This window comes from Methylobacterium jeotgali (assembly GCF_022179345.1).
GTDB classification, from domain to species: domain Bacteria; phylum Pseudomonadota; class Alphaproteobacteria; order Rhizobiales; family Beijerinckiaceae; genus Methylobacterium; species Methylobacterium jeotgali.
Map to the genome: position 1 here is coordinate 1 of NZ_BPQR01000094.1, position 21,826 is coordinate 21,826.

At 70.8% G+C, this 21,826-nt stretch carries 19 protein-coding genes; 9 read left to right on the forward strand and 10 right to left on the reverse strand.

Annotated elements, in window-relative coordinates; translation table 11 throughout:
* Positions 1–217 precede the first annotated feature (217 nt).
* Complete coding sequence (locus MFF04_RS21230; RefSeq protein ID WP_238278918.1) at positions 218–1,714, reverse strand: LTA synthase family protein; 1,497 nt, start codon at positions 1,712–1,714, stop codon at positions 218–220.
* Positions 1,715–1,718: 4 nt separating this feature from the next.
* On the reverse strand, positions 1,719–3,350 hold the full coding sequence (locus tag MFF04_RS21235) for a capsular polysaccharide export protein, LipB/KpsS family (protein ID WP_238278920.1): 1,632 nt from the start codon (positions 3,348–3,350) through the stop codon (positions 1,719–1,721).
* A gap of 288 nt (positions 3,351–3,638) precedes the next feature.
* Between MFF04_RS21235 and MFF04_RS21240 the strand changes: the two genes are divergently transcribed.
* The 3 genes from MFF04_RS21240 to MFF04_RS21250 all read left to right on the forward strand — a co-directional run bounded on the left by MFF04_RS21240 (position 3,639) and on the right by MFF04_RS21250 (position 6,685).
* Complete coding sequence (locus tag MFF04_RS21240) at positions 3,639–4,943, forward strand: capsule polysaccharide biogenesis protein (RefSeq protein ID WP_238278922.1); 1,305 nt, start codon at positions 3,639–3,641, stop codon at positions 4,941–4,943.
* Between the two features lie 117 nt (positions 4,944–5,060).
* Entirely contained in the window at positions 5,061–5,828 is a 768-nt protein-coding gene (locus MFF04_RS21245) for an SDR family NAD(P)-dependent oxidoreductase (protein ID WP_238278924.1), read from the forward strand.
* Positions 5,829–5,833: 5 nt separating this feature from the next.
* Positions 5,834–6,685 (forward strand): formyltransferase family protein, encoded by an 852-nt coding sequence (locus tag MFF04_RS21250; protein WP_238278952.1) that lies wholly within the window; start codon positions 5,834–5,836, stop codon positions 6,683–6,685.
* Positions 6,686–6,700: 15 nt separating this feature from the next.
* On the opposite strand, the gene MFF04_RS21255 is transcribed toward MFF04_RS21250, so the two are convergent.
* Positions 6,701–7,672 carry a magnesium transporter CorA family protein gene (locus tag MFF04_RS21255; protein WP_238278926.1) on the reverse strand — a complete coding sequence of 324 codons (972 nt, stop codon included), beginning with the start codon at positions 7,670–7,672 and terminating at the stop codon, positions 6,701–6,703.
* Positions 7,673–7,858: 186 nt separating this feature from the next.
* On the opposite strand from MFF04_RS21255, the gene groES reads away from it, so the two are divergent.
* The 3 genes from groES to MFF04_RS21270 all read left to right on the forward strand — a co-directional run bounded on the left by groES (position 7,859) and on the right by MFF04_RS21270 (position 10,822).
* Positions 7,859–8,149 carry a co-chaperone GroES gene (gene groES / locus MFF04_RS21260; RefSeq protein WP_003603800.1) on the forward strand — a complete coding sequence of 97 codons (291 nt, stop codon included), beginning with the start codon at positions 7,859–7,861 and terminating at the stop codon, positions 8,147–8,149.
* A gap of 94 nt (positions 8,150–8,243) precedes the next feature.
* On the forward strand, positions 8,244–9,884 hold the full coding sequence (gene groL, locus MFF04_RS21265) for a chaperonin GroEL (protein ID WP_238278928.1): 1,641 nt from the start codon (positions 8,244–8,246) through the stop codon (positions 9,882–9,884).
* A 155-nt stretch (positions 9,885–10,039) separates the two neighbouring features.
* Positions 10,040–10,822 carry a Stf0 family sulfotransferase gene (locus MFF04_RS21270; RefSeq protein ID WP_238278930.1) on the forward strand — a complete coding sequence of 261 codons (783 nt, stop codon included), beginning with the start codon at positions 10,040–10,042 and terminating at the stop codon, positions 10,820–10,822.
* 11 nt (positions 10,823–10,833) lie between these two features.
* Here the strand turns inward: MFF04_RS21270 and MFF04_RS21275 are convergent, their stop codons facing one another.
* A complete protein-coding gene (locus MFF04_RS21275; RefSeq protein WP_238278932.1) occupies positions 10,834–11,553 on the reverse strand; it encodes a peptidase inhibitor family I36 protein in 720 nt (239 codons plus the stop codon).
* 383 nt (positions 11,554–11,936) lie between these two features.
* Here MFF04_RS21275 and MFF04_RS21280 point away from each other — a divergent pair, with 383 nt between their 5' ends.
* The 3 genes from MFF04_RS21280 to MFF04_RS21290 all read left to right on the forward strand — a co-directional run bounded on the left by MFF04_RS21280 (position 11,937) and on the right by MFF04_RS21290 (position 14,930).
* Positions 11,937–12,236: a hypothetical protein gene (locus tag MFF04_RS21280; RefSeq protein WP_238278934.1), complete on the forward strand. Its 300-nt coding sequence runs from the start codon at positions 11,937–11,939 to the stop codon at positions 12,234–12,236.
* A 134-nt stretch (positions 12,237–12,370) separates the two neighbouring features.
* Entirely contained in the window at positions 12,371–14,485 is a 2,115-nt protein-coding gene (locus MFF04_RS21285; RefSeq protein WP_238278936.1) for an ABC transporter ATP-binding protein/permease, read from the forward strand.
* A gap of 148 nt (positions 14,486–14,633) precedes the next feature.
* Positions 14,634–14,930 carry a hypothetical protein gene (locus MFF04_RS21290; RefSeq protein ID WP_238278938.1) on the forward strand — a complete coding sequence of 99 codons (297 nt, stop codon included), beginning with the start codon at positions 14,634–14,636 and terminating at the stop codon, positions 14,928–14,930.
* Positions 14,931–14,990: 60 nt separating this feature from the next.
* Here MFF04_RS21290 and eda read toward each other — a convergent pair whose 3' ends face one another.
* The 6 genes from eda to MFF04_RS21320 form a co-directional block, all read right to left on the reverse strand.
* A complete protein-coding gene (gene eda, locus MFF04_RS21295; RefSeq protein WP_238278940.1) occupies positions 14,991–15,608 on the reverse strand; it encodes a bifunctional 4-hydroxy-2-oxoglutarate aldolase/2-dehydro-3-deoxy-phosphogluconate aldolase in 618 nt (205 codons plus the stop codon).
* Positions 15,609–15,618: 10 nt separating this feature from the next.
* Positions 15,619–17,442 (reverse strand): phosphogluconate dehydratase, encoded by a 1,824-nt coding sequence (gene edd, locus MFF04_RS21300; RefSeq protein ID WP_238278941.1) that lies wholly within the window; start codon positions 17,440–17,442, stop codon positions 15,619–15,621.
* Positions 17,443–17,557: 115 nt separating this feature from the next.
* Positions 17,558–18,286 (reverse strand): sulfite exporter TauE/SafE family protein, encoded by a 729-nt coding sequence (locus MFF04_RS21305; RefSeq protein ID WP_238278943.1) that lies wholly within the window; start codon positions 18,284–18,286, stop codon positions 17,558–17,560.
* Positions 18,287–18,309: 23 nt separating this feature from the next.
* Positions 18,310–19,962: an energy-dependent translational throttle protein EttA gene (gene ettA, locus MFF04_RS21310; protein WP_238278945.1), complete on the reverse strand. Its 1,653-nt coding sequence runs from the start codon at positions 19,960–19,962 to the stop codon at positions 18,310–18,312.
* 182 nt (positions 19,963–20,144) lie between these two features.
* Positions 20,145–20,417 carry a hypothetical protein gene (locus MFF04_RS21315; protein ID WP_238278947.1) on the reverse strand — a complete coding sequence of 91 codons (273 nt, stop codon included), beginning with the start codon at positions 20,415–20,417 and terminating at the stop codon, positions 20,145–20,147.
* A 21-nt stretch (positions 20,418–20,438) separates the two neighbouring features.
* On the reverse strand, positions 20,439–21,311 hold the full coding sequence (locus MFF04_RS21320; protein ID WP_238278949.1) for a DNA/RNA non-specific endonuclease: 873 nt from the start codon (positions 21,309–21,311) through the stop codon (positions 20,439–20,441).
* Positions 21,312–21,826: the final 515 nt, after the last annotated feature.

Genomic DNA, 21,826 nt, shown 5'->3' on the forward strand with positions numbered 1-21,826 from the left:
AAATCGAACAGCCGGAGACGAGGCAGGCCATCAGAGCGGCGGGCGCCGCGATACGCACCATCACAACCACACGAAACCCTCCGGGCGATCCGTCACCGGCCGCCGAGCGAAGGGGAGCGGACCCGCGGGCAGCCCCCTGCACGGCAACAAGCTTAAGGAGCGATCACTAGGATCGGTTTAACGCCAGCCTTCGCCGGGCTTGTCCCGCCGCAATGCGTCACGACCGTGGCACGGCCACGCTTGCGTCGTCATCCCGCTCCCGGGCCAGCGCGCCGCGCAGCGCCCGGCCGAGGGCGTCGGCGGAGAGATCGACCCGGCGCGGCGGCATGGTGCTGCAGCCGAAACGGAAGACGGCGTAGTCCGTCGCCGTGCCGCCGAATCCCGGCCGGCAGTTCGGGAGGGCCGGAGCATGGTCCCCGTAGACGCACAGCACCGCATCGAGCCCTTCGAGGCCGGCGACGAGATCCTCGACCATCCGGCCCGTGTGGGCGACGTGATGCAGGTACTGGTCCAGCGGCTCGTCGATCCCCGCGAGCCGTCCCCGCTTCCAGGGACCGTGGTTCTCCATGGTCACGGCGAACAGGAACAGCGGCCCGGTCCGCTCTCGGACCTCGGCGAGGATGTGCCGGCCGAGGGCCGCGTCGCCGACATAGGGGCCGACGCGCTCGGCGCCGGCGAAATCCTCCTCCATCACCAGGCGACGGAAGCCGATCTCCTCGATCACCCGTGCCCGATCGAAGAAGTTGCGGTGGAAGGGATGGACGAAGGCGGTGTCGTAGCCCGCCGCATTCGCGAGCTGGGCGAGGCTGCCGGGCTCGCGGCCCCCGGCGCTGAGATACGGATCGAACACGCCGAAGCCGAGATCCTCCGCCGTCCGCCCGGTGAGCACCGCGTGCTCCGTGCGCATGGTGTAGGCGCCGTGCGCGGGCACCCGCAGGCGGCCATGCTGGAGCGCGCGGGCGCGGAACAGCTCCAGGGCCGGGATCGGCGCGCCGCCGAGCCGCTCCGGGTCCACGAAGGATTCGAGCTGCACCACCACGACGATCTCGGCGGCCGGTCGCAGGTCGGAATCGTTGGCGGCGGGCAGGGGCACGGGTGGGTCCCGGCGAGTAGCGCGCCAGCGCAGGACGTAGAGGACGAGGCTCGCGGCGAGGCCGTAGCGGGCGACATCCGCCTCCGGGTCGGGCCTCGGGACCTGCCCAGCGATCCACCCCGCCGCCAACGGCGTCAGCAGAGACGCGGCGAAGCCCGCCAGCAGCAGCGGCAGGACGAGGATCGCCGCCAGCGCCATCCAGGGCGAGCCCGGCAGGACGGTCGGCTCCAGCCAGTACCAGAGTACCACGACGCCGACCGAGAGCAGCAGCGGACCGGCGATGGCCGGATGACCGAAGGGCTTCGTGTAGTAGAGGTCGGGATGGCGCGGCACCTGCGGGATCAGGGCGAAGTCGCTGAACACCAGCGGCTCGCCGATCACGCCCCGTTTGAGGCGGCTCACGATGGCGAGGCCGGCGACGGTGAGCACGCAGGAGGTCGCCGCGAGCCAGGGGCGCCACGAGAACACGAACCAGAACAGCGTGAGGAGGCCGTAGGAGGCGAACCGTATAGCGAGGTCGCCCGGCCGCCGGCTGACCGGCCGCTCGCGGCCGCCCTCCCCCGCCTCCACGGCGAAGGAGAGGGCGAGCGCCGCGCAGAGCGCGAGGAGGACGGTCGGCACCGGCCTAGCCCCGCTCGTCCTCGGGGCCGCGAACCACGCCGCGGCGGGCCCGGAGCCGGCGCAGGATCGGATTGAGCAGGGCGTAGCGCGCCCGCATCGTCAGCTGGGTGATCCGGCCGATCGACAGGGCCGAGCGGGGCGCGGCATCGCGGGCCTCGCTCAGCCGGTCGAGGAGATGCTCGGGCGTGCAGGGCTTCATCGCCACCGGGTCGATGTAGCTCGGGTAGAGGATCAGCGTCGCCGCCGCGAGTGCATCGAGGTCCAGCCGCCGGCCCCGGTCGGCGCCGGGCGCGAGGTCCTCGGTCAGGCCCCAGCCGGAGTAGAACGGGCGCCCGTGCGTTGCGACGCTGAGCCCTCGGATCAGCGCCTCGAAGCCGGCGAGCGAGGTCATGGTCTCGACGTGATGCACCCGGTCGAGAAGGTCGACGATGCTGATACCGCTGACGACACGGTCGGCGAGCCGCAGCGCCTCGGCCTCAGGGATGGCGCCGACCCGGAAGCCCGCCTCCACGTCCGGGTGCGGCTTGAACAGCAGGAAGGCGTCCGGGTTTCGGGCGCGGGCGGCCTCCAGCAGCGCCCGGTTCGAGCGCACCACCGGCGAGCCGAAGCGCACGGAGGCGTCGTCCTCGACCTGCCCCGGCACCAGCACGATGCGGCGGTCCTTCGGCCAGTCCGCCGCGTCCCCCGAGAGGCCGACATTGTACTTGCTGAGGCGCCGCGCCACGATCGCCTCGCGCAGCGCCTTCCCGCGGGCGACGAGCGTGTCGTCGAAGGCGGTCTCGGCGAGGAGGCGCGACAGGCGGCTCTCCCGGCGGGGATCGTAGTAGATGCCGAGATCGTCCACGACGATCGAGGCGCCGGGCTTGAGGCTCGCCCCGAGCCCGACCGAGCGGATGAACCCGTCCTCCACCCGCGCCAGGGGCAGGCCCTCCTCGGCGCAGCGCCGCTCGAGGCTCGCCGGGCAGCGGGTCGCCCAGGCGACGACACGGCCGTCGCAGGCCTTCGCCGCCGCGACCGCCGCCTCCGTGTCCATGGTGTGGATCGGCGGCCCGGCGGGCCCCTGCGCGAACACGTCGAGGGCGGGCCGCTTCCAGCCGGAGATGCCGACATAGACGGTACGGGTGCGGTTCGCATCGTGGCGGCCCCGCAGCCAGGCCACCCGCTCCAGGCAGGCGGCGGCGTCGAGAGGGCGGCGGGTCCAGGGATCGAAATAGTGGACGCCGGGGCCGAAGATGCGGGCGAGCCGCGCCGCCTCCGAGGGCTCGGGCCCCGTCCGGTCGCCGATGTCGGCCTCCGGGGAGGAGCCCGCGAAGCCCCGCTCGCGCAGACGGGCGAGCAGGTCGGCACCCGGCGCCTGCCCGCCGAGCGGCCTCCCGTCGAGGGTGAGACGCAGGCTCGAAAAACCCGTGCGCGGGCGGTCGTAGGGGCTCAGCAGCGGTCCCGGCTCGACGGCGAGCTGACGGCGGCGGGCAAGGCGCAGCAGCGGCAGGGCCGCTCCCTGCCGCCAGACGACGCCGGCCGCCCCCCGCCCGAAGGCGGGGCCGAAGGCGAGCCCCGTCGCGCCCTCGATCTCGGCGCGTAGGTGCCGGACGATCGGGCTCGCCGCGAACAGGGATGCTGGCAGTTCGAGGCTCATGCACCGTCCGCGTGGAGGGGTCCGTTAACCGATGTCGTGACGAATCGGGATGTCGTCCATGCCTGTGACGGGACGACACATGCTCGCCGCGATTGGCTCGTAGCCCATGGCGCGCCGCACGTCCCGCCGGGCGCGTTGCGGATCGGCCACGGGAAACGAGAAAGCTCTCGCGGCCGGAGCGTACCGGAAGGATGCGGATTGTCGGGCTGTCCGGCCTCATGCACTCCTTCGGGCCGGACCGTGGGATTGGGCGTCTTCGCGCCCGATGCAAGGATAAGCGCAGCAGGAATGCTCGATCCACGCCCCTCGCCGACGGACCGGCCCGCCTGCTTCCTGTTCCTGCAGGGGCTCGCCTCACCCTTCTTCGCCGATCTCGGCCGGGCGCTGAGCGCCCGCGGGCACGGCGTGCGCCGGATCAACTTCTGCCCCGGCGACTGGCTGTTCTGGCGGCTTCCCTCCGACAACTACCGCGGCCCCCGTGAGGGCTGGGAGAGCTACCTCGACGCCTATGTCGAGCGCCACGGCGTCACCGACCTGATCCTGTTCGGTGACTGCCGCCCCTTCCACGTCGCGGGGCGCGCCGTGGCCGAGCGCCGGGGCCTGCGGGTCCACGTGTTCGAGGAGGGCTACATCCGCCCGAACTGGATCACTTGCGAGCTCGGCGGCGTGAACGGTCATTCCTCACTGCCGAAGACCGCCGCGAGCGTGCGCGCCCTGGCGCGGCGCCTGCCGCAGCCCGGCCGGGCCATGCCCTCGGCCGGCGACATGGCCCGCCGCAGCCTCTGGGACGTGACCTATAACGTCGCCAATGTCTGCTTCCCCTACCTCTACCCGCATTTCCGCAGCCACCGGCCGACGCACATCGCCGCCGAGTACGCGGGCTGGATCCGCAAGTTCAGCCGGCGCGGGCGCACCCGCCGCGAGGCGCAGCGCTGCAGCGAGATCTACAACGCCGTCGGTTGCGACTACTTCCTGCTGCCGCTCCAGCTCGACAGCGACTACCAGATCCGCGTCCACTCGCCCTTCCTGGGGGTCGAGGGCTTCATGGACCGGGTGATCAAGTCCTTCGCGGAGACCTCGGAGGCGCCGACGCGCCTCCTCGTGAAGCTGCACCCGCTCGATAGCGGCCTGATCAACTGGCGCAAGTTCGCCCGCGCCTCCGCCCGCCGCCACGGCGTCAGCGAGCGGCTCGACTTCATCGACGGCGGCGACCTGCAGAGCCTCATCGCCGGGGCGCGGGGCGTCGTGGTGGTCAACAGCACGGTCGGGATGCTGTCCCTGGAGAACGGGCGTCCGACGCTCGCCACCGGCACGGCGATCTACAACATGCCGGGCCTCACCCATCAGGGCGGCCTCGACACCTTCTGGACCGATCCGGTCGCCCCCGACATGGCGCTGATGGCGGATTTCCGCCGGGTCGTGCTGCATCAGACGCAGGTGAACGGCGGCTTCTTCTCGAAGGAGGCGATCCAGCGCGCCGTCTCCGGCACCGTTCCCCGGATCGAGGCGCGGCTGCCCGACGCCCTCGTCGAAGCGGCCCGCGGCCTGCGCGAGGGCGCGGAGGAGGACGGGCGGCTGGCGCCGGTCTACTGACCGGCCGGCGGACTCGGACGATCCCGATCGCGCGATGCTCCCGGACAAAACCGGGTTTCCCTCGCTCGCGTCGTGCTCTAGCACCCGGCGCATGTCGGCTTTCCGTCACTCCCCCCGATGACCGTCACGCTCATCACCGGCGCCTCCAGCGGCATCGGGGCGGCACTCGCCCGCCGCTACGCGCAGGCCGAGGCGACCCTGGTGCTCGTTGCCCGTGACGCGGCCCGGCTCGAGGCCGTGGCAGCGGAATGCCGGGCGCTCGGCGCCGCGGTCGAGACCGAGCGGCTCGACGTGCGCGACCGGGCGGCGACCCGCGCGGTGATCGCCGCGGTCGATGCCCGCCATCCCCTCGACCGGGTGATCGTGAACGCGGCGATCAACGGCGGCCACCCCACGGGTGATCTGGAGACCGAGGAGGTCGCCTTCGAGACCATCGACATCAACCTCGTCGGCGCGATGAACGTGGCGCTCCCTGCCGTGACCCTGATGAGCGCGCGCGGCCGAGGCCAGATCGCGCTGATCTCGTCGCTCGCCGCCTACGCGCCGCTGCCCGACGCGCCGGCCTATAGCGGGGCGAAGGCGGCGCTCCTCGCCCACGGCCTGGCGCTGCGGGAGAAGCTGCGGGCGCGGGGCGTGAAGGTCTCGGTGGTGACGCCGGGCTACGTGAAGACGCCGATGGGCGGCGACTACAAGGGCTGGCGCCCGATGGAGATGAGCGCCGACGAGGCCGCCGCCCGGATCGTCAAGGGTCTGGAGCGCGACCGCGACGTGGTCGCCTTCCCCTGGCTGATGTTCCACGCCGCCCGCGGCGCCTCGCTGCTCCCGGAAGCCCTGCGCCGGCTCGGCATGCACGGATTCCGCTTCCAGATCCGCCGGCGCCCCTGAGCATGATGGGCCGGCCCCGCCTCGCCCTGTTTGCCCTGGAGGCGCTGCCGAACGCGCGGGCCGTGCGCCGCTTCGTCGCCGACCACGCCGCCGAAATCGGCTTCGTCGGGCTCTCCAACGCCGAGCGGCCGGCGGCCGGCGGCCTCGTCGGGCAGGTGCGGCGCCACCTCGCGCGCTCGGGCATGGGTTTTCTGCCCTATCTCGCGGTCAATTTCGGCCTGCCGGACCTGCTGCGGCCGGCCGCGCCGCTGACCCAGCGCCTCGCCGGCGTCGCGGACCGGCCCGAGGCGACGCCGCTCGCCGCCCTCTGCCGGCGGCTCGGCATCCCGACCCTGACCATCGACGACGTGAACGGACCGGAGGTGCGGGCCGCGCTCGCCGCGAACGGCTGTGAGTTGATCGTCACCTTCCATTTCGACCAGATTCTCTCCGGCGAGACGCTGGCGGCGATGCCGCTCGGCGGCGTGAACGTGCATCCGGGTCTGCTGCCGCGCCATCGCGGGCCGGTGCCGACCATTCATGCGCTCGGGGAAGGGCCGGAGGCGTTCGGCGTCACCGTCCACCGCCTCGCGGTGGCGATCGATGCCGGAGCGATCCTCGCGCAGGAGGCCGTCCGGCTGCCAGGGGACGTCACCGCGACCCGCGCCGCCGTCCGGCTGCACGAGCATGCTCGCGGAATGCTCGAAGGGGTGATCGCCTCGTTCGAGCATGGCGCTCCCGAGGGGCGCACCGTCGAGCCCCTGCCCTACTGCCCGTTCCCGGACCGGGCGATGCTGGCGGACCTGCGCCGGCGCGGCCTCAAGCTCACCGACGCCCGCGACCTCGCCGAGGCCGCGCTTCTCAGCGCACGGGCCTGAACCCGGCCTGCCGGCTCACAGCCAGCCCTTGATCCGGAAGTAGAGCAGCGGCAGCACCGCGCTCATCAGGATCAGCGCCAGGGCGTAGGGGTAGCCGTAGGCCCAGTCGAGCTCCGGCATGTGCTTGAAGTTCATGCCGTACATCGAGGCGACGAGCGTCGGCGGCACGCCGACCACCGATACGACGGTCAGGATGCGGAAGGTGTTGTTCTGCTCGATGTTGATGAGGCCGAGCGCCGCATCGAGCAGGAACTGATTGTTGTCGGTCATCCGCGTCTCGAACTCGTCGAGAGAGGCGATGTCGCGCCGGATCGTCTCGAATCGGGCCTCCGCCTCGCCCTGAAGCAGGTCCTCGCACTGGTCGGCGACGAAGGGGATGATCCGCTCCAGGCCGAGCAGGCTCGCGCGGATCTTGCCGAGCGCCTTCCCGTGACGGCCGATGCTGCGCAGGATCCGCCGCAGCGCGACGTCGCGGCGCCGGGGCGCCTGGGCGCCGTTCCGCCGCGACCGCCCGGCGCTCGCGTCGAAGTCGAAGATGCGGGTCGAGAGGCTGTCGAGATCGCCGGCCGCCTCCTCCAGGGCGTCGGCGAGGCTGTCCACCAGCTCCTCGAGGAGCAGCAAGAAGACCGCCACGCTGCCGGCCTTCTCCCCGTCGCCTTCGGTGAGCTGCTTCTTCGCCTCGTCGAAGGCGCGAAGCGCGTGGAAGCGCACCGTGACGAGGTGATCCTTGGTGATGACGAAACCCAGCGGCAGGAGCTGGGAATCCGGGCCTTCCAGGGTCGACATCGGCGTGGAGAGGGAGAGCCCCTGCTCGATGCGCCGGAGGCGGCTGGAGGACTCGACCTCGCTCAGCGCCTTGCGGGAGGGCACCGCGATGCCGGTCGCGGCCTCGACCCGCCGCGCCTCCTCCTCGCTCGGGTCGGCGAGATCGTACCAGAGGCCGCGGATCGGCTCGCTCGGTCCGGACGAAGCGCTCGATGAAGCCATGCGGGCAGCGAACCTCGTGGGCTCGGCCGGGCACGGACGGCCGTTTTACCTTGACTCGAAAGGGGCCTCCGCTTATCTCGCGGCCGTCTTGGCACTCACCGAACGGGAGTGCTAACGGCAGGCGTGCGACGGTCCCTCGCGGCCCGCATCAACGCCATTCAACGAATTGAAGCAAGAGGGCAGCTCATGAAGTTCCGTCCGCTGCACGACCGTGTCGTCGTCCGTCGCATCGAGAGCGAGGAGAAGACCAAGGGCGGCATCATCATCCCGGACACCGCCAAGGAGAAGCCGCAGGAAGGCGAGATCGTCGCCGTCGGCCCCGGCGCCCGCGACGAGCAGGGCCGCGTCAACGCCCTCGACGTGAAGGTCGGCGACCGGGTGCTCTTCGGCAAGTGGTCCGGCACCGAGGTCAAGATCGACGGTCAGGACCTCCTGATCATGAAGGAATCCGACATCATGGGCGTCGTCGCCCTCTAAGGCGGTCGCCCGTTCCCACGGCCCTTCGAGGCTGCCGGCGCCGCTCGCCCGGCCGGCTTCGGGGCTCCCATCCCCAGTTCTGAGGTCAACTCACATGGCAGCGAAAGACGTTCGTTTCTCCGCCGACGCTCGCGACAAGATGCTGCGCGGCGTCGACATCCTCGCCGACGCGGTGAAGGTCACGCTCGGCCCCAAGGGCCGCAACGTCGTCATCGAGAAGTCGTTCGGCGCGCCCCGCATCACCAAGGACGGCGTCACCGTCGCCAAGGAGATCGAGCTCGCCGACAAGTTCGAGAACATGGGCGCGCAGATGGTGCGCGAGGTCGCCTCGAAGACCAACGACATCGCCGGTGACGGCACCACCACTGCGACCGTGCTCGCCCAGGCGATCGTCCGCGAGGGCGCCAAGTACGTCGCCGCCGGCATCAACCCGATGGATCTGAAGCGCGGCATCGACCTCGCCACCGCCGCCGCGGTGAAGGACATCACCGCCCGCGCCAAGAAGGTCGCCTCGTCGGACGAGGTCGCCCAGGTCGGCACGATCTCCGCCAACGGCGACAAGGAGATCGGCGAGATGATCGCCCACGCCATGCAGAAGGTGGGCAACGAGGGCGTCATCACCGTCGAGGAGGCCAAGACCGCCGAGACCGAGCTCGACGTCGTCGAGGGCATGCAGTTCGACCGCGGCTACCTCTCCCCGTACTTCATCACGAACGCGGAGAAGATGGTCGCCGAGCTCGAGGACCCCTACATCCTCATCCACGAGAAGAAGCTCTCCTCGCTCCAGGCGATGCTCCCGGTCCTCGAGGCCGTTGTGCAGACCGGCAAGCCGCTCGTCATCATCGCCGAGGACATCGAGGGCGAGGCGCTCGCCACCCTCGTCGTCAACAAGCTGCGCGGCGGCCTCAAGGTCGCGGCCGTGAAGGCGCCGGGCTTCGGCGATCGCCGCAAGGCGATGCTCGAGGACATCGCGATCCTCACCAAGGGCCAGATGATCGCCGAGGACCTCGGCATCAAGCTCGAGAACGTGACGCTCCCCATGCTCGGCCGCGCCAAGCGCGTGCGCATCGAGAAGGAGAACACCACGATCATCGACGGTTCGGGCGAGAAGGCCGACATCGAGGCCCGCGTCGGGCAGATCAAGGCGCAGATCGAGGAGACCACCTCGGACTACGACCGTGAGAAGCTCCAGGAGCGCCTGGCCAAGCTCGCCGGCGGCGTCGCGGTGATCCGCGTCGGTGGCGCGACCGAGGTCGAGGTCAAGGAGAAGAAGGACCGCGTCGACGACGCCCTCAACGCCACCCGCGCGGCTGTCGAGGAAGGCATCGTCCCCGGCGGCGGCACCGCGCTGCTGCGCGCCAAGAAGGCGGTCGCCGAGCTGAAGTCCGACATTCCGGACGTTCAGGCCGGCATCAAGATCGTCCTCAAGGCCCTCGAGTCGCCGATCCGTCAGATCGCCCAGAACGCGGGCGTCGAGGGCTCGATCGTCGTCGGCAAGATCACCGACAACACCGGCTCCGAAACCTTCGGCTTCAACGCCCAGACGGAAGAGTACGTGGACATGATCCAGGCGGGCATCGTCGACCCGGCCAAGGTCGTGCGCACCGCCCTTCAGGACGCGGCCTCCGTGGCCGGCCTCCTCGTCACCACCGAGGCGATGGTCGCCGATGCCCCGAAGAAGGACTCGCCGGCCCCGGCGATGCCCGGCGGCGGCATGGGCGGCATGGACTTCTAAGGTCCAGGCTCAGTCACGAACGAAGCGAGGGGCCGCCGCGAGGCGGCCCTTTTCTTTTGCCGGCATGGCAAGGCCGCACCCCGCAGACTCGTGCTATTCGGGTCCCGCGCAGGCCTGTTCGGCGGCCGCGATCCTAAGGCGGGGGCACCGGCCCGATGAATCTCCTCTCCCGTCTGTTCGCGCATGGCACCGCCGAGGCGAAGCAGGCCGACGAAGCGCTGGTCCCGGCGACGCGGGGCTACGCGGTGTGCGGGGCGCCGCGTACGGGCAGCAACTACTTCTGCGAGCTTCTCTCCAGCACCGGCGTGCTCGGCCGGCCGCGGGAGTACTTCAACGGCGCCGCCCGGCGTGTCCACGACGACCCCGACTATCCCGACGATCCCCACGCCCAGGTCGCGCGCATCCTTACCATGGGCGCGACGCCGAACGGCATCTACGGGCTCAAGCTGTTTCCGGGCCTGTTCGATGCGGTCTCGCCGCATCTGCGCCTGACCGAGGTGCTGCCGTCCCTGAGCTTCGTGCGCCTGCGGCGCCGCGACAGCCTCGGCCAGGCGATCTCCTGGGTGCGCTCGATGCAGTCGCGCCAGTTCCGCTCGACGGAGACCGCCACGGGCGAGTTGCGCTACGACGGCGAGGCCATCGAGACCTATCTCGGCCAGGCCTGCCAGCGGAACGCGCGCTGGGACATGTACTTCGCCCGCACCGGCATCGTCCCCGTCGAGGTCGTCTACGAGGAGATGGCGGTCGATGCACAGGCGGCCGTGGACCGCGTTTCCGCCGCGCTCGGGCTCGCTGAGCCCGCGCGGATCGCGGCCGAGCGGGTGGCGCTGCGGGTGCAGCGCGACGACGTCAGCGCCGAGTGGCGCGCCCGCTTCGTCGCCGAGCGCGGTGATCCGAACCGGATGGATTCGGGCGAGCTCCTCGCCCGCAGCCTCTGAGCGCCTGAGCCTCAGCCGGCGCGCCGGCACCGTACATAGGCGGAGGTGCCCTTGGCGCTCGCCCAGGTCAGCCGGTCGCCCTCGACGGTGAGGCGGACCTGAGAGGTCCAGCGACGGCCGCGGTCGCGGCAGTCGGCCGAGACCGTCCAGGTGTTGCCCGCCTTGTGGCCGTCACGGAAGCCGCAGACGGTGCGGCCGGCCTTGGCGCCGTCCGCGTCGATGGCCGCCGGCAGATAGCCGCGCCGGCGCGAGCGCGAGCCGCAGGCTGCCTCGTTCGGTCCCCAGACGCCCACATAATCCGGCCGGTCGGCCTTGAGGGAGGCGGGAACCGCGGTGGCGCCGGCCTTGGAGGTGGCGATGGCGGCCGACAGCGCGGGGGCCGTCTCGACCGCGGGCACAACGGGGGGCCGCTCAGCGACGGGGGGCTGCGCCGCAGCGGCGGGCGGCGGAACCGACCGGGCGGCCAGCTCGGTCGCGGCGAGCGCCGTGTCCTCCCGCGGCGCATTCGTGCGCTCGGCCGTGGTCGGCGGCCGCGCCGGGCGGTCGTCGGAGAGATAGAAGGCCGCGTAGCTGAACAGTGCGCCCCAGCCGGCCGAGAGCGCCACGAGCAGGGCGGCCCGACCGGAGCGGCGGCTCGGCTCGCGGGCAGGCTGCTCCTCGTCGACGCGGAACGTCACGGCGCGCGCCGCCGGCGCGATCTCGACGAGCGATCCCTCGATACAGGCCGCCATCTGCGTCGCCCCCCCTGTCCATCGCCCGCGCCCGAGGATCCCTCTCCGGCTTACGCCACCGGCTGCGCCGGCGCGCAACCTCTCAGGTCTCGTTCCGTCGCGCCAGCGATGACACGCGAGCCGAACGGCTCCCGGATCGACGGTCCGGATGCCGGCCCTGATGCCTCGGCCCGGCGCATCCAGGCGACGGATACCTGTGCCGTTCACGCCGGCATTGGATGAAATCTTTCCGAGGACTGTCAATCGGCTTCGGTCTAAAGCGTGCGATTGCGGCGACGGCACGGCGAAAGACCTCGGCATAGACAACGCAACCCCTTCCAGGCACGCTTGGAAACTGCCATGCTTGTGCTCCTCGCGATCGCTCAGGCGCCCGATCCTTCCCAATGCTCAGGTCCGTCCTCGCCTCGCTGCTCGGCCTCGCCGCGGCGATGCCGGCCGGCGCCCAGACAAGGCTGCCGCTCTCGCGCATGCTCTGCGCCGACGCCATCGAGCTCGTGAAGCGCGAGGGAGACGTGGTTCTCCCGATCGGGCGCGGCACGCCGCAGCGCTTCGTGCGCGACCGCAGCTTCTGCGCCTTCGGCGAGGTCGCCGAGCTACGCTTCGTGCCGGCCCGCGACAATCCCGAATGTCCCGTCGGCTACGGCTGCCGCGAGCCGGGCTTCGAGGAATGGGACTGGCGCTAGCCGGGCTTTCCGCCGACACGGGCCTGTGACGAAGATTCGCGGGGCGCGCCACTATCTCGCCATGGCCTCCCGCCAATGCCGCCCCGGTCCCGCGTCGCCCCGGCGCGCGGGCGTGACTTCTGGAGACGACGCGCTTGCCCGCACTCAGGACCGGTCTCGGCCTTCAGGCCGTCCTCACGGGTCTCTTCGCCCTCGCGCTGCTCGCGGCTCCGGGGCTGCCGTCGCCGCCGCTCTACGTCTCCGTGGCCGGCCTGGTGATGGCGGGCATCCTGCTCGCCTCCGCGAACCTGTCCGCCTACCTGAAGGTCTTCGTCTCCGTCTACGGGATCGGCTATGTCTTCCTCGCCGGCGGCAAGCTGCTCGCGGCACTGGAGGTCCTGCCCCGGACGGTGGCGGCGCTGTTCCCGCCGGACTTCGCCGCGACGGGCGCCGTCGTCTTCGCGGCCATCGTGCTCGGGATCTCGCATCTGCGCGCCATCCGCGCGATCACCGACATCACGGACCCCTACTTCACCTCCCGCGATGCGCCGACCACCGAGATCGGCCCGTTTCGCTTCCTGGGGGCCACCGAGGGCCGGATCGGTCAGAGGCTGGTGGCGCTGTCGATCTTCATCACCTTCGCGCAGGTCGCCCTGCAGCTGCGGCTGAACTTCTGGTACCGCGACCTCTTCAATGCCCTGCAGGAGTACAATGCGGAGGTGTTCTGGTACCAACTCGTCTGGGTGTTCTGCCCGCTGGCGACGATCTGGGTGATCATCGGCATGCTCGACGTCTTCGTCGACGAGTCGCTCTTCCTGCGCTGGCGGACCTGGCTGACGCGCAGCTTCTACGGCCGCTGGCTCGATGGCGGCACCCATTACCGCATCCCCTTCACCGGCGAGGACGCCGACAATCCGGATCAGCGCATCCAGTCGGACGTGAACCTGTTCATCCGCCAGACCACGTCGCTCTCGATCCGCCTGCTCTCGCAGGCCGCGACGCTCGTCTCCTTCATGGTCATCCTCTGGAGCCTGTCGCGGGACTTCGTGCTGCCCTTCACGGACACCGTCGTGCCCGGCTTCCTGGTCTGGCTCGTGGTCGGCTACGCGGTGGTGGGCACCTGGCTGACCCACGTCATCGGCCGGCCGCTCATCGGTCTCGACTTCAACCAAGAGAAGGTGGAGGCCGACTTCCGCTTCTCGCTGGCCCGGAGCCGCATCTTCAGCGAGCAGATCGCGCTGCTGCGGGGCGAGCGGGCCGAGATCAACCGCCTCGGCGGCCTGTTCGGCGCGATCATCTCGAACTACCTCGGCATCGTCTATCGGCGGATCAAGCTCGGCAGCTTCACCCTGTCCTACAGCCAGATCAGCGTGGTCTTTCCCTACATCCTTGCGGCACCGTCCTACTTCCTGAAGAAGATCACCCTGGGCCAGTTCCAGCAGACGGCGGATGCCTTCTCCAGCGTCCAGTCCTCGCTGTCCTTCTTCATCAACGCCTACACGACCATCGCCTCCTACAAGGCGAACACCAACCGTCTCGCCTCCTTCAAGCGCTCGATGACGCGGGCGGAGGCGCTGGCCGGGGCCGGCCACGGCGTCGTGCAGGGCAACGCCACGGGCTCCGACGTGACCGCAACCGGGCTCGGCCTCGCCCTGCCGGACGGGCGCGAGATCGTCTCCGCGGACAGCCTGCGCCTGGAGAAGGGCGCCGCGACGCTCGTCACCGGCCCCTCGGGCTCGGGCAAATCGACCCTGTTCCGGGCCATCGCCGGCATCTGGCCGCTCGGCCGGGGGCGGGTCGACGTGCCTGCCGGGCAATCCGCGCTGGTGCTGCCTCAGCGCCCCTACATCCCCCTCGGGACGCTGCGGGGAGCGGTCGTCTACCCGAACACCACCGACCAGTTCGCAGACGAGGCGATCCGCGAGGCCCTGGGCGCGGCGCAGCTCGGCCATCTCGCCGACCGGCTCGACGAGATCGACGCCTGGGACCGCCGCCTCTCGGGCGGCGAGCAGCAGCGCCTCGCCATCGCCCGCGCGCTCCTCGCCAAGCCCGACTGGCTGTTCCTCGACGAGGCGACCGCCGCGCTGGACGAGCCGAGCGAGGCCGACCTCTACGCGATGCTGCGCAAGCGCCTGCCCGGCACCACCATCGTCTCGATCGGCCATCGCTCGACCCTGCACGCCCTGCACGAGCGGCGGATCGATATGGGCGAGGCGCAAGACGGCCGCTACCGGCCGCAGGACGTCCGGTCTCCGATCCCGGCGCAATAGGCCACCGTAAACCGTCTATTGGAGAAACGCAGTTGTTTCCGGGTTCAAGCTGAGCCGTTTCTTAGGATTGGCTAATGCTGCTCACGAATTCGGGAACAACAGGCATGTGGAGCGGTTAGGTCCCCGGAAAGAATATCCGGAGGAACGCATGAAGACGCTTACCACGCTCGCCACCGCCGCTCTTCTGACGCTCGGCACCGCCGCCGTCGCCGCCCCCTGCAACACCGGCACGACCGTCGGCAACCAGACCAACAATAACAAGAGCTCGACCGTCGATCCGAAGGCGACCTCGAATGTCAGCCCCGGCGCCAAGGGCGAGTCGCCCGGCACCGTCGGCGCCATGAACAACGCGGGCGCCACGGGTGCGACCTCCGCCAGCGATGTGAAGGCGCAGAGCGAGGGCAAGCCCACCGCCGGTCAGCAGGCCGCCAAGAACGACTGCTGATCGTCGCGGCGTCACCCCACGAGCCCGCCCGGCCCCGGCCGCGGCGGGCTTTTCTTCGTTTCAGGACGGACGCAATCGGCTCGCCGCTTCGGCGGCAGTCCGGATCGCCCCGACATCGGGCGCGCCGGGCTTCACGACCCAGCTCCCGCCGACGCAGAGGACGGGATCGAGGGCGAGCCAGTCTGCGGCGTTCGCCTCCGAGATGCCGCCGGTCGGGCAGAACCGGACCTTCCCGAAGGGGCCAGCCAGCGCCTTCAGCGCCTTGATGCCGCCGGCCGCCTCCGCCGGAAAGAACTTGAACCGGTCGAGCCCATGGTCGAGCCCGCGCATGATGTCGGCGGCGTTGGCGACACCCGGCAGGTAGGGCACGCCCCTGTCCGCAGCGGCGCGGGTAAGCGGATCGGTGAGGCCGGGGCTGACGATGAAGCGCGCGCCGGCCTCCATCGCCGCATCGAGGTCGCGGGCGTTCAGCACCGTACCGGCGCCGACCACGGCGCCCTCGACGCGGGACATCGCCCGGATCACGTCGAGCGCCGCGGGCGTCCGCAGCGTCACCTCCAGAGCGGTCAGGCCGCCGGCGACGAGGGCGCGGGCGATGGGCTCCGCGTGGGCGGCGTCCTCGATGACGAGCACCGGGATCACCGGCACGGAGCGCATCAGCGCGTCGATGGTCTGCATGGGGCGTCTCCTAGAGGCCGGCAGCCGCGAGCATGGCGGAGGCGCCCTGCTCGGCCCCGTCCGCGCCGTGGCGCATGAAGGCGAACAGCTCCCGCCCCGTTCCGAAGGCGGGCGCCGGCGGCAGGGCCTCCTCGCGGGCGGCGAACTCCGCCTCGTCCACCAGCACCTCCAGGATACCCTCCTCGGCGCTGAGCCGGATGACGTCGCCGTCGCGCAGACGGCCGATGGGGCCGCCGCCGACCGCCTCGGGGCTGAGATGGATCGCGGCGGGCACCTTGCCCGAGGCGCCGGACATGCGCCCGTCCGTGACGAGTGCGACGCGGTGGCCGCGGTCCTGGAGCACGCCGAGCGACGGCGTCAGCTTGTGAAGCTCCGGCATCCCGTTGGCGCGCGGGCCCTGGAAGCGCACCACGACCACCACGTCGCGCTCGAGCTCGCCCGCCTTGAAGGCGCGGATCACGTCGTCCTGATCGCTGAAGACCCGGACCGGCGCCTCGATGGTCCGGCGGCCGGGATCGACGGCGCTGGTCTTGAAGGTCGCCCGGCCGAGATTGCCCCGCACCAGCCGCATGCCGCCATCCGGCTGGAAGGCGCGGGCCGGCGGGCGCAGCATGTCATCGTCGCGGCTCTCGGCGGGCGCGTCCTCGAAGATGAGCTCCTCGCCCTCGATCCGGGGATCGCGGGCATGATCGCGCAGCCGCCCACCGGCGACGGTAAGGATGTCGTCGTGGAGGAGCCCCGCGTCGATGAGGGTCGCGATCACGTAGCTCATGCCGCCGGCCGCGTGGAAGGCGTTCACGTCGCCGGCCCCGTTCGGGTAGACGCGGGCGACGAGGGGGACGACGGCCGAGAGCCGGTCGAAATCCTCCCAGTCGAGCACGATGCCGGCGGCCCGCGCCATGGCCGGCAGGTGGATGGCGTGGTTCGTCGACCCGCCCGTCGCGAGCAGCCCGACCACGGCGTTGACGATGGCCTTCTCGTCCACGCAGCGGCCCAGGGGGCGATAGTCGTTGCCGTCCCAGCCGATCTCCGTGAGGCGGTGGATGGCCGCGCGCGTCACCGCCTGCCGCAGCTTGGTGCCGGGGTTGATGAAGGAGGCACCGGGCATGTGGAGGCCCATCACGTCCATCATCATCTGGTTGGAGTTGGCGGTGCCGTAGAAGGTGCAGGTGCCCGCGCCGTGATAGGAGGCGGACTCGGATTCGAGAAGCTCCTCGCGGCCGACCTTGCCCTCGGCGTAGAGCTGGCGGATGCGCTGCTTCTCCTTGTTGGCGAGCCCCGAGGGCATCGGCCCCGCCGGGATCAGGATCGTCGGCAGGTGGCCGAAGCGCAGCGCTCCCATCAGCAGGCCGGGCACGATCTTGTCGCAGATGCCGAGGAGCGCCGCGCCGTCATACATGCCGTGGCTGAGCGCCACTGCCGTCGAGAGGGCGATGGTGTCCCGCGAGAACAGCGACAGCTCCATGCCGCGCTGGCCCTGCGTGACCCCGTCGCACATGGCCGGCGTGCCGCCCGCGACCTGAGCCGTCGCGCCGCGCTCGCGGGCGAAGACCCGGATCTGGTCCGGGTAGCGCCCATAGGGCTGATGGGCGGAGAGCATGTCGTTGTAGGCGGTGACGATGCCGATGTTCATGGCCCCGCCGGCGCGGATCCGCGCCTTGTCCTCGCCGGCCGCCGCGAAGCCGTGGGCGAGGTTGCCGCAGGCGAGCGTCGGGCGGTGCACGCCGGATTCGCGCTCGCGCTCGATCAGGTCGAGATAGGCCCGGCGGCTGTCGCGGGAGCGGGCGACCACCCGCGCGGTGACGGCTGCGACCTCGGGATGAATCTCGCTCATGGCGGGACTCCTGGCTGGCGTCTCGGCTGTCGTGTCGTTGGGCCGGTCTCGGAACCGGTCCGCCGACCCCCCGGATATGGAACCCTTCCAGGCAAGATGAAGGCCGGGCGGCCGATCAGCTCCGGATCAGGGCGTTCCCCAGCATGGCGAGGCCGGCGCAGAGCATCAGCGCCTCCATCACGACCTGGAACTGCTCCGGCTTCATGCGCAGCACGAAGGGCTTGGCCGCGAAGGCGCCCGCCATCAGCGAGGCGCCGACAACGAGGCCGCGCATCAGCACCTCGACCGGCAGGGCGCCGGACTGGCCGAAGGCCAGGGTCTTGGCCAGGTAGACGGCGAGAGAGCCGGCGGCCTCCGTGCCGATGAAGGCGCCGCCGACGAGGCCGTAGCCGAGGAAGACCGGCACCGAGATCGGCCCCGTCGAGACGACGATGCCGGTGAGAAAGCCGATCACGCCGCCGGCGAGCGCGAGATGGACCGGGCGAAGGCCCTTGAGCCGGTCCGCCATCCGCCGCCGGAGCGGGATCATCGCGAGGAGGAACAGGCCGATGGCGATGTCGGCGACCCGCGCCGGCATCACCAGCAGGGTCTTGGCGCCGAGCACGGCGGCCGGCGCGCCGGCACCCGCGTAGGCGGCGAAGGCACGCCAGTCCACGGTGCGCCACCATGCGAGCACCCGCGAGACGTTCGCCATCACCGCGGCGACGGCCATGATCGGCACCGCCTCGATCGGCCCGTAGACCGCCGAGAGCACCGGCACCAGCATCAGGGAGGAGCCGGTGCCGACGATGCCGCTGAAGACCCCGGCGACGAGGCCGACGAGGAGGACGAAGGCGACGCCCACCGAACCTCTCGATCGCCTGTCCGCTACCGCGAGAACTTCTTGTACTTCAGCTTCTTCGGGATGATCGAGTCGGCCCCGAGCCGGCGCATCTTGTCCGCCTCGTAGTCGGAGAAGTTGCCCTCGAACCACTCGACATGGCTGTCGCCCTCGAAAGCAAGGATGTGCGTGGCGATGCGGTTCAGGAACCAGCGGTCGTGGCTGATGATGACCGCGCAGCCGGCGTAGTCCTCCAGCGCGTCTTCAAGCGCCCGCAGGGTCTCCATGTCGAGGTCGTTGGTCGGCTCGTCGAGGAGCAGCACGTTGGCGCCGCCCTTGAGGGTCCGGGCGAGGTGCACGCGGTTGCGCTCGCCGCCGGAGAGCGTGCCGACCTTCTTCTGCTGGTCGCCGCCCTTGAAGGCGAATGCCGCGCAGTAGGCTCGGCTGTTGATCTCGCGCTTGTTGAAATAGATGATGTCGTTGCCGCCCGAGACCTCCTGCCAGACCGTGGCGTTCGGGTCGAGCGCGTCGCGCGACTGGTCGACGTAGCCGAGCTTCACCGTCTCGCCGACCGAGATCGTGCCGCCGTCGGGCTTCTCGGCGCCGGTGATCATCTTGAAGAGCGTCGTCTTGCCGGCGCCGTTCGGGCCGATGACGCCGACGATGCCGCCCGGCGGCAGCTTGAACGACAGGTCCTCGATCAGCAGCCGGTCGCCGAAGGCCTTGTTGAGGTGATCGAACTCGATGACGTTGTTGCCGAGCCGCTCGTCGATCGGGATGACGATCTGGGCGGACGCGTCGACCTTGTTGTTCTGCTTGGCGACCAGTTCCTCGTAGCGGGTGATGCGGGCCTTCGACTTCGACTGCCGGGCCTTGGGCGAGGCGGCGATCCATTCCTGCTCACGGGCGATGGAGCGCTGGCGGGCCATGTCCTCGCGGCCCTCCTGCTCGAGGCGCTTCTGCTTCTGCACGAGCCAGGCGGAGTAGTTGCCCTCGTAGGGGATGCCCCGGCCGCGATCGAGCTCGAGGATCCAGCCGGTGACGTTGTCGAGGAAGTAGCGGTCGTGGGTCACGATCAGGATCGCGCCCGGGTAGGTCTTGAGGTGGCCCTCCAGCCAGTTCACCGTCTCGGCGTCGAGGTGGTTGGTCGGCTCGTCGAGGAGCAGCAGCTCCGGCTCCCACAGGAGCAGGCGGCAGAGCGCCACCCGGCGGCGCTCGCCGCCCGACAGCGTCGCGACGGGCTGCTCGTCGCCGGGGCAGCCGAGCGCCTCCATCGCCTGATCGACCTTCGAATCGAGCTCCCAGAGGTTCTGGGCCTCGATCTTGTCCTGGAGCGCCGTCATCTCGTCGGCGGTCTCCTCGGAGTAGTTCATGGCAAGCTCGTTGTAGCGGTCGATCAGTGCCTGCTTCTCGGCCACGCCCTCCATGACGTTCTCGCGGACCGACTTGTTCGGGTCGAGCTGCGGCTCCTGCGGCAGGTAGCCGACGCGTGCTCCTTGAGCGACGAAGCCCTCGCCGGTCCATTCCTTGTCGATGCCGGCCATGATCTTCAGGAGCGTCGACTTGCCCGAGCCGTTGATGCCGAGCACGCCGATCTTCGCGTCCGGATAGAAGGACAGGTTGACGTTCTCGAGGACCTTCTTGCCGCCGGTGTAGGTCTTGGTCAGACCCCGCATGTGATAGATGAATTCGCGCGCCATGGCGGGCTCCTTGAATCTCGTGGCGGGCCGCCGGCCGGGAGCTTCGCTCCGCCCCGCGCCGTCATGGCCGCCACCGGGGCTCGCCGTCCCCGGCGGAAGGCCTCCGCCCTCGCCTGAATGAGTGATCGCGCTCGACTATCAGGGCGGCCCGGCACGGGCAAGGAGCCTGCCGGGCGTCGGCCTCACGCGAAGGGGTTGCGGACGGGCGTCGGGGGCTCGTCGTTCTCCGCCACCGTCTCCGGGAGATCGGCCGCCTCTAGGGCCTTCACCACGGCTCCGAGCAGGTCCCGCAGCGTGCGTGCGTGCCCGAGGCCGGTGCGGTCGCGGGTAATGTCGAGGGTGCCGTGGAGGGCGATGCGCGTGGTGCCGTTCTCGACGGTGAGCCCGGCGATCGTCTGCACGGTGCTGTCGTCGGCGTAGGCCGGGAAAGCCGGCGATGCCTTGCGCGATGCCATAGCCTGTCCTCACCGCCTCGTTCAGAAGATCGATCGGAGCACGTCGCGCAGCGCCCGCTTCAGCGCCTTCAGAAGCTCGTTGCCGAGCCAGCTCGACCAGGATTCCTCCTCGCGCCGCCGGCCTTCGCGAGAGGACACGAAGGGCTCCGGAAGGTCCATGGCCCGCGCGCGCGCTGCGACCGGCGCGGAGGGAAACGGCTCGATGCCGGAGAGGTCCCGCAGCTCGTCGAGGGAGACGGCCCGCCAGGTGCCCTCGCGGCTGTTCGGCGCGAGGTAGGCGCCGCCCTCCCGGCGGGCCGGATCGTAGACCGCCTTGAACAGCGCGGTCGGCACCAGGACGCGCGCCCTGATCGAGGCCACGGAGCCGCCGGAGAACACGGTCCCCGTCACCACGAAGAGGTCGCCCCGGCGGAGCGCCAGCCGCCGCACGCTCTCCTCGATCGAGGACCACAGGTTCCGGTTCAGGGTGCGGTCCTGCGGCACGATATTGGCGAGGCTGAAGGACTGCGCCTGGGCCTCCCCGGTCGGCATGTCGCCGGCTGGCGCGAGATGGCCCCGGTCGTAGCCGCTGCGGACGTAGTCCGACAGGTCGGCGCGGTCCTCCGCGGGCAGGCGGTCCTCCTCGTGGAAGGCGTCGCGCCGCTCGACGCGGCGGGCCGCCTCGACCCCGGCCCGCGTCAGGCGCTCGGCTGCGTAGAGGGGGCCTCGCGCGGTGCCGGAATGCAGGACCGCGAACGCCTCGAAGCAGAGCGGGACGGTCCTGGCGACGAGCTTCGGGTTGCGCAGGGCCGGCGGCACGCCGTCGAGGAAGAAGGGGGGGCAGGTCTCGGCGCGGGCGGGGCCGGCGAGAGTGAGCGAGAGGACGAGGACCGCCGCAAGGCGCCTTAATAGCATGCGCGGACCCGGCGGGTGCCCTCGGGCGTCGGTCGGAAGCGCCAGCCGCAGGGACGGCCGAGGGTCCCGGTGAAGGGCGCGACCTGTCGGTCGGGTGGGCCGGGGGTGGTGCGAGGCTCGCAGCCGCCGGAGATTTCGCACGGGATCGTGATGTCCCCGAGATCGAACAGCCGAGTCGCGTGGGCCTCAGGACAGATCAGCGTCGTTGCCGCGCACAGCATTGTCCCCATCAGCCAAGGCATCGATGTCCGCATGCGCGACGGTAACATGTTGCAACCTTGGTACGTTTGGGAAAAAACCACGCGCACAACATTGATCCGACCGCCGCGGGCACGTAACTGGGGCCTTCGAGTGTGCGGGTGCCCGAGATAGCGCGGGCCGGATTCCGGCGCCAGGGCGGCCTCGCCCGTGGCGCCGCATCTGTCGCCCGCGAACGTCTAGCCAACGGATGCGTGCCTTGTCGCAGACCTCCGACGATATCCTCTCCCGCGTTTCGGTTCCCTCTGATCTCCGTC

What these genes read in the sequence shown, in the direction of transcription:
- MFF04_RS21235 (WP_238278920.1), bottom strand. Translation starts at nt 3,350, where the DNA reads ATGAGCCTCGAACTGCCAGCATCCCTGTTCGCGGCGAGCCCGATCGTC.
- MFF04_RS21240 (WP_238278922.1), top strand. Translation starts at nt 3,639, where the DNA reads ATGCTCGATCCACGCCCCTCGCCGACGGACCGGCCCGCCTGCTTCCTG.
- MFF04_RS21245 (WP_238278924.1), top strand. Translation starts at nt 5,061, where the DNA reads ATGACCGTCACGCTCATCACCGGCGCCTCCAGCGGCATCGGGGCGGCA.
- MFF04_RS21250 (WP_238278952.1), top strand. Translation starts at nt 5,834, where the DNA reads ATGGGCCGGCCCCGCCTCGCCCTGTTTGCCCTGGAGGCGCTGCCGAAC.
- MFF04_RS21255 (WP_238278926.1), bottom strand. Translation starts at nt 7,672, where the DNA reads ATGGCTTCATCGAGCGCTTCGTCCGGACCGAGCGAGCCGATCCGCGGC.
- groES (WP_003603800.1), top strand. Translation starts at nt 7,859, where the DNA reads ATGAAGTTCCGTCCGCTGCACGACCGTGTCGTCGTCCGTCGCATCGAG.
- groL (WP_238278928.1), top strand. Translation starts at nt 8,244, where the DNA reads ATGGCAGCGAAAGACGTTCGTTTCTCCGCCGACGCTCGCGACAAGATG.
- MFF04_RS21270 (WP_238278930.1), top strand. Translation starts at nt 10,040, where the DNA reads ATGAATCTCCTCTCCCGTCTGTTCGCGCATGGCACCGCCGAGGCGAAG.
- MFF04_RS21275 (WP_238278932.1), bottom strand. Translation starts at nt 11,553, where the DNA reads ATGGCGGCCTGTATCGAGGGATCGCTCGTCGAGATCGCGCCGGCGGCG.
- MFF04_RS21280 (WP_238278934.1), top strand. Translation starts at nt 11,937, where the DNA reads ATGCTCAGGTCCGTCCTCGCCTCGCTGCTCGGCCTCGCCGCGGCGATG.
- MFF04_RS21290 (WP_238278938.1), top strand. Translation starts at nt 14,634, where the DNA reads ATGAAGACGCTTACCACGCTCGCCACCGCCGCTCTTCTGACGCTCGGC.
- eda (WP_238278940.1), bottom strand. Translation starts at nt 15,608, where the DNA reads ATGCAGACCATCGACGCGCTGATGCGCTCCGTGCCGGTGATCCCGGTG.
- edd (WP_238278941.1), bottom strand. Translation starts at nt 17,442, where the DNA reads ATGAGCGAGATTCATCCCGAGGTCGCAGCCGTCACCGCGCGGGTGGTC.
- ettA (WP_238278945.1), bottom strand. Translation starts at nt 19,962, where the DNA reads ATGGCGCGCGAATTCATCTATCACATGCGGGGTCTGACCAAGACCTAC.
- MFF04_RS21315 (WP_238278947.1), bottom strand. Translation starts at nt 20,417, where the DNA reads ATGGCATCGCGCAAGGCATCGCCGGCTTTCCCGGCCTACGCCGACGAC.
- MFF04_RS21320 (WP_238278949.1), bottom strand. Translation starts at nt 21,311, where the DNA reads ATGCTATTAAGGCGCCTTGCGGCGGTCCTCGTCCTCTCGCTCACTCTC.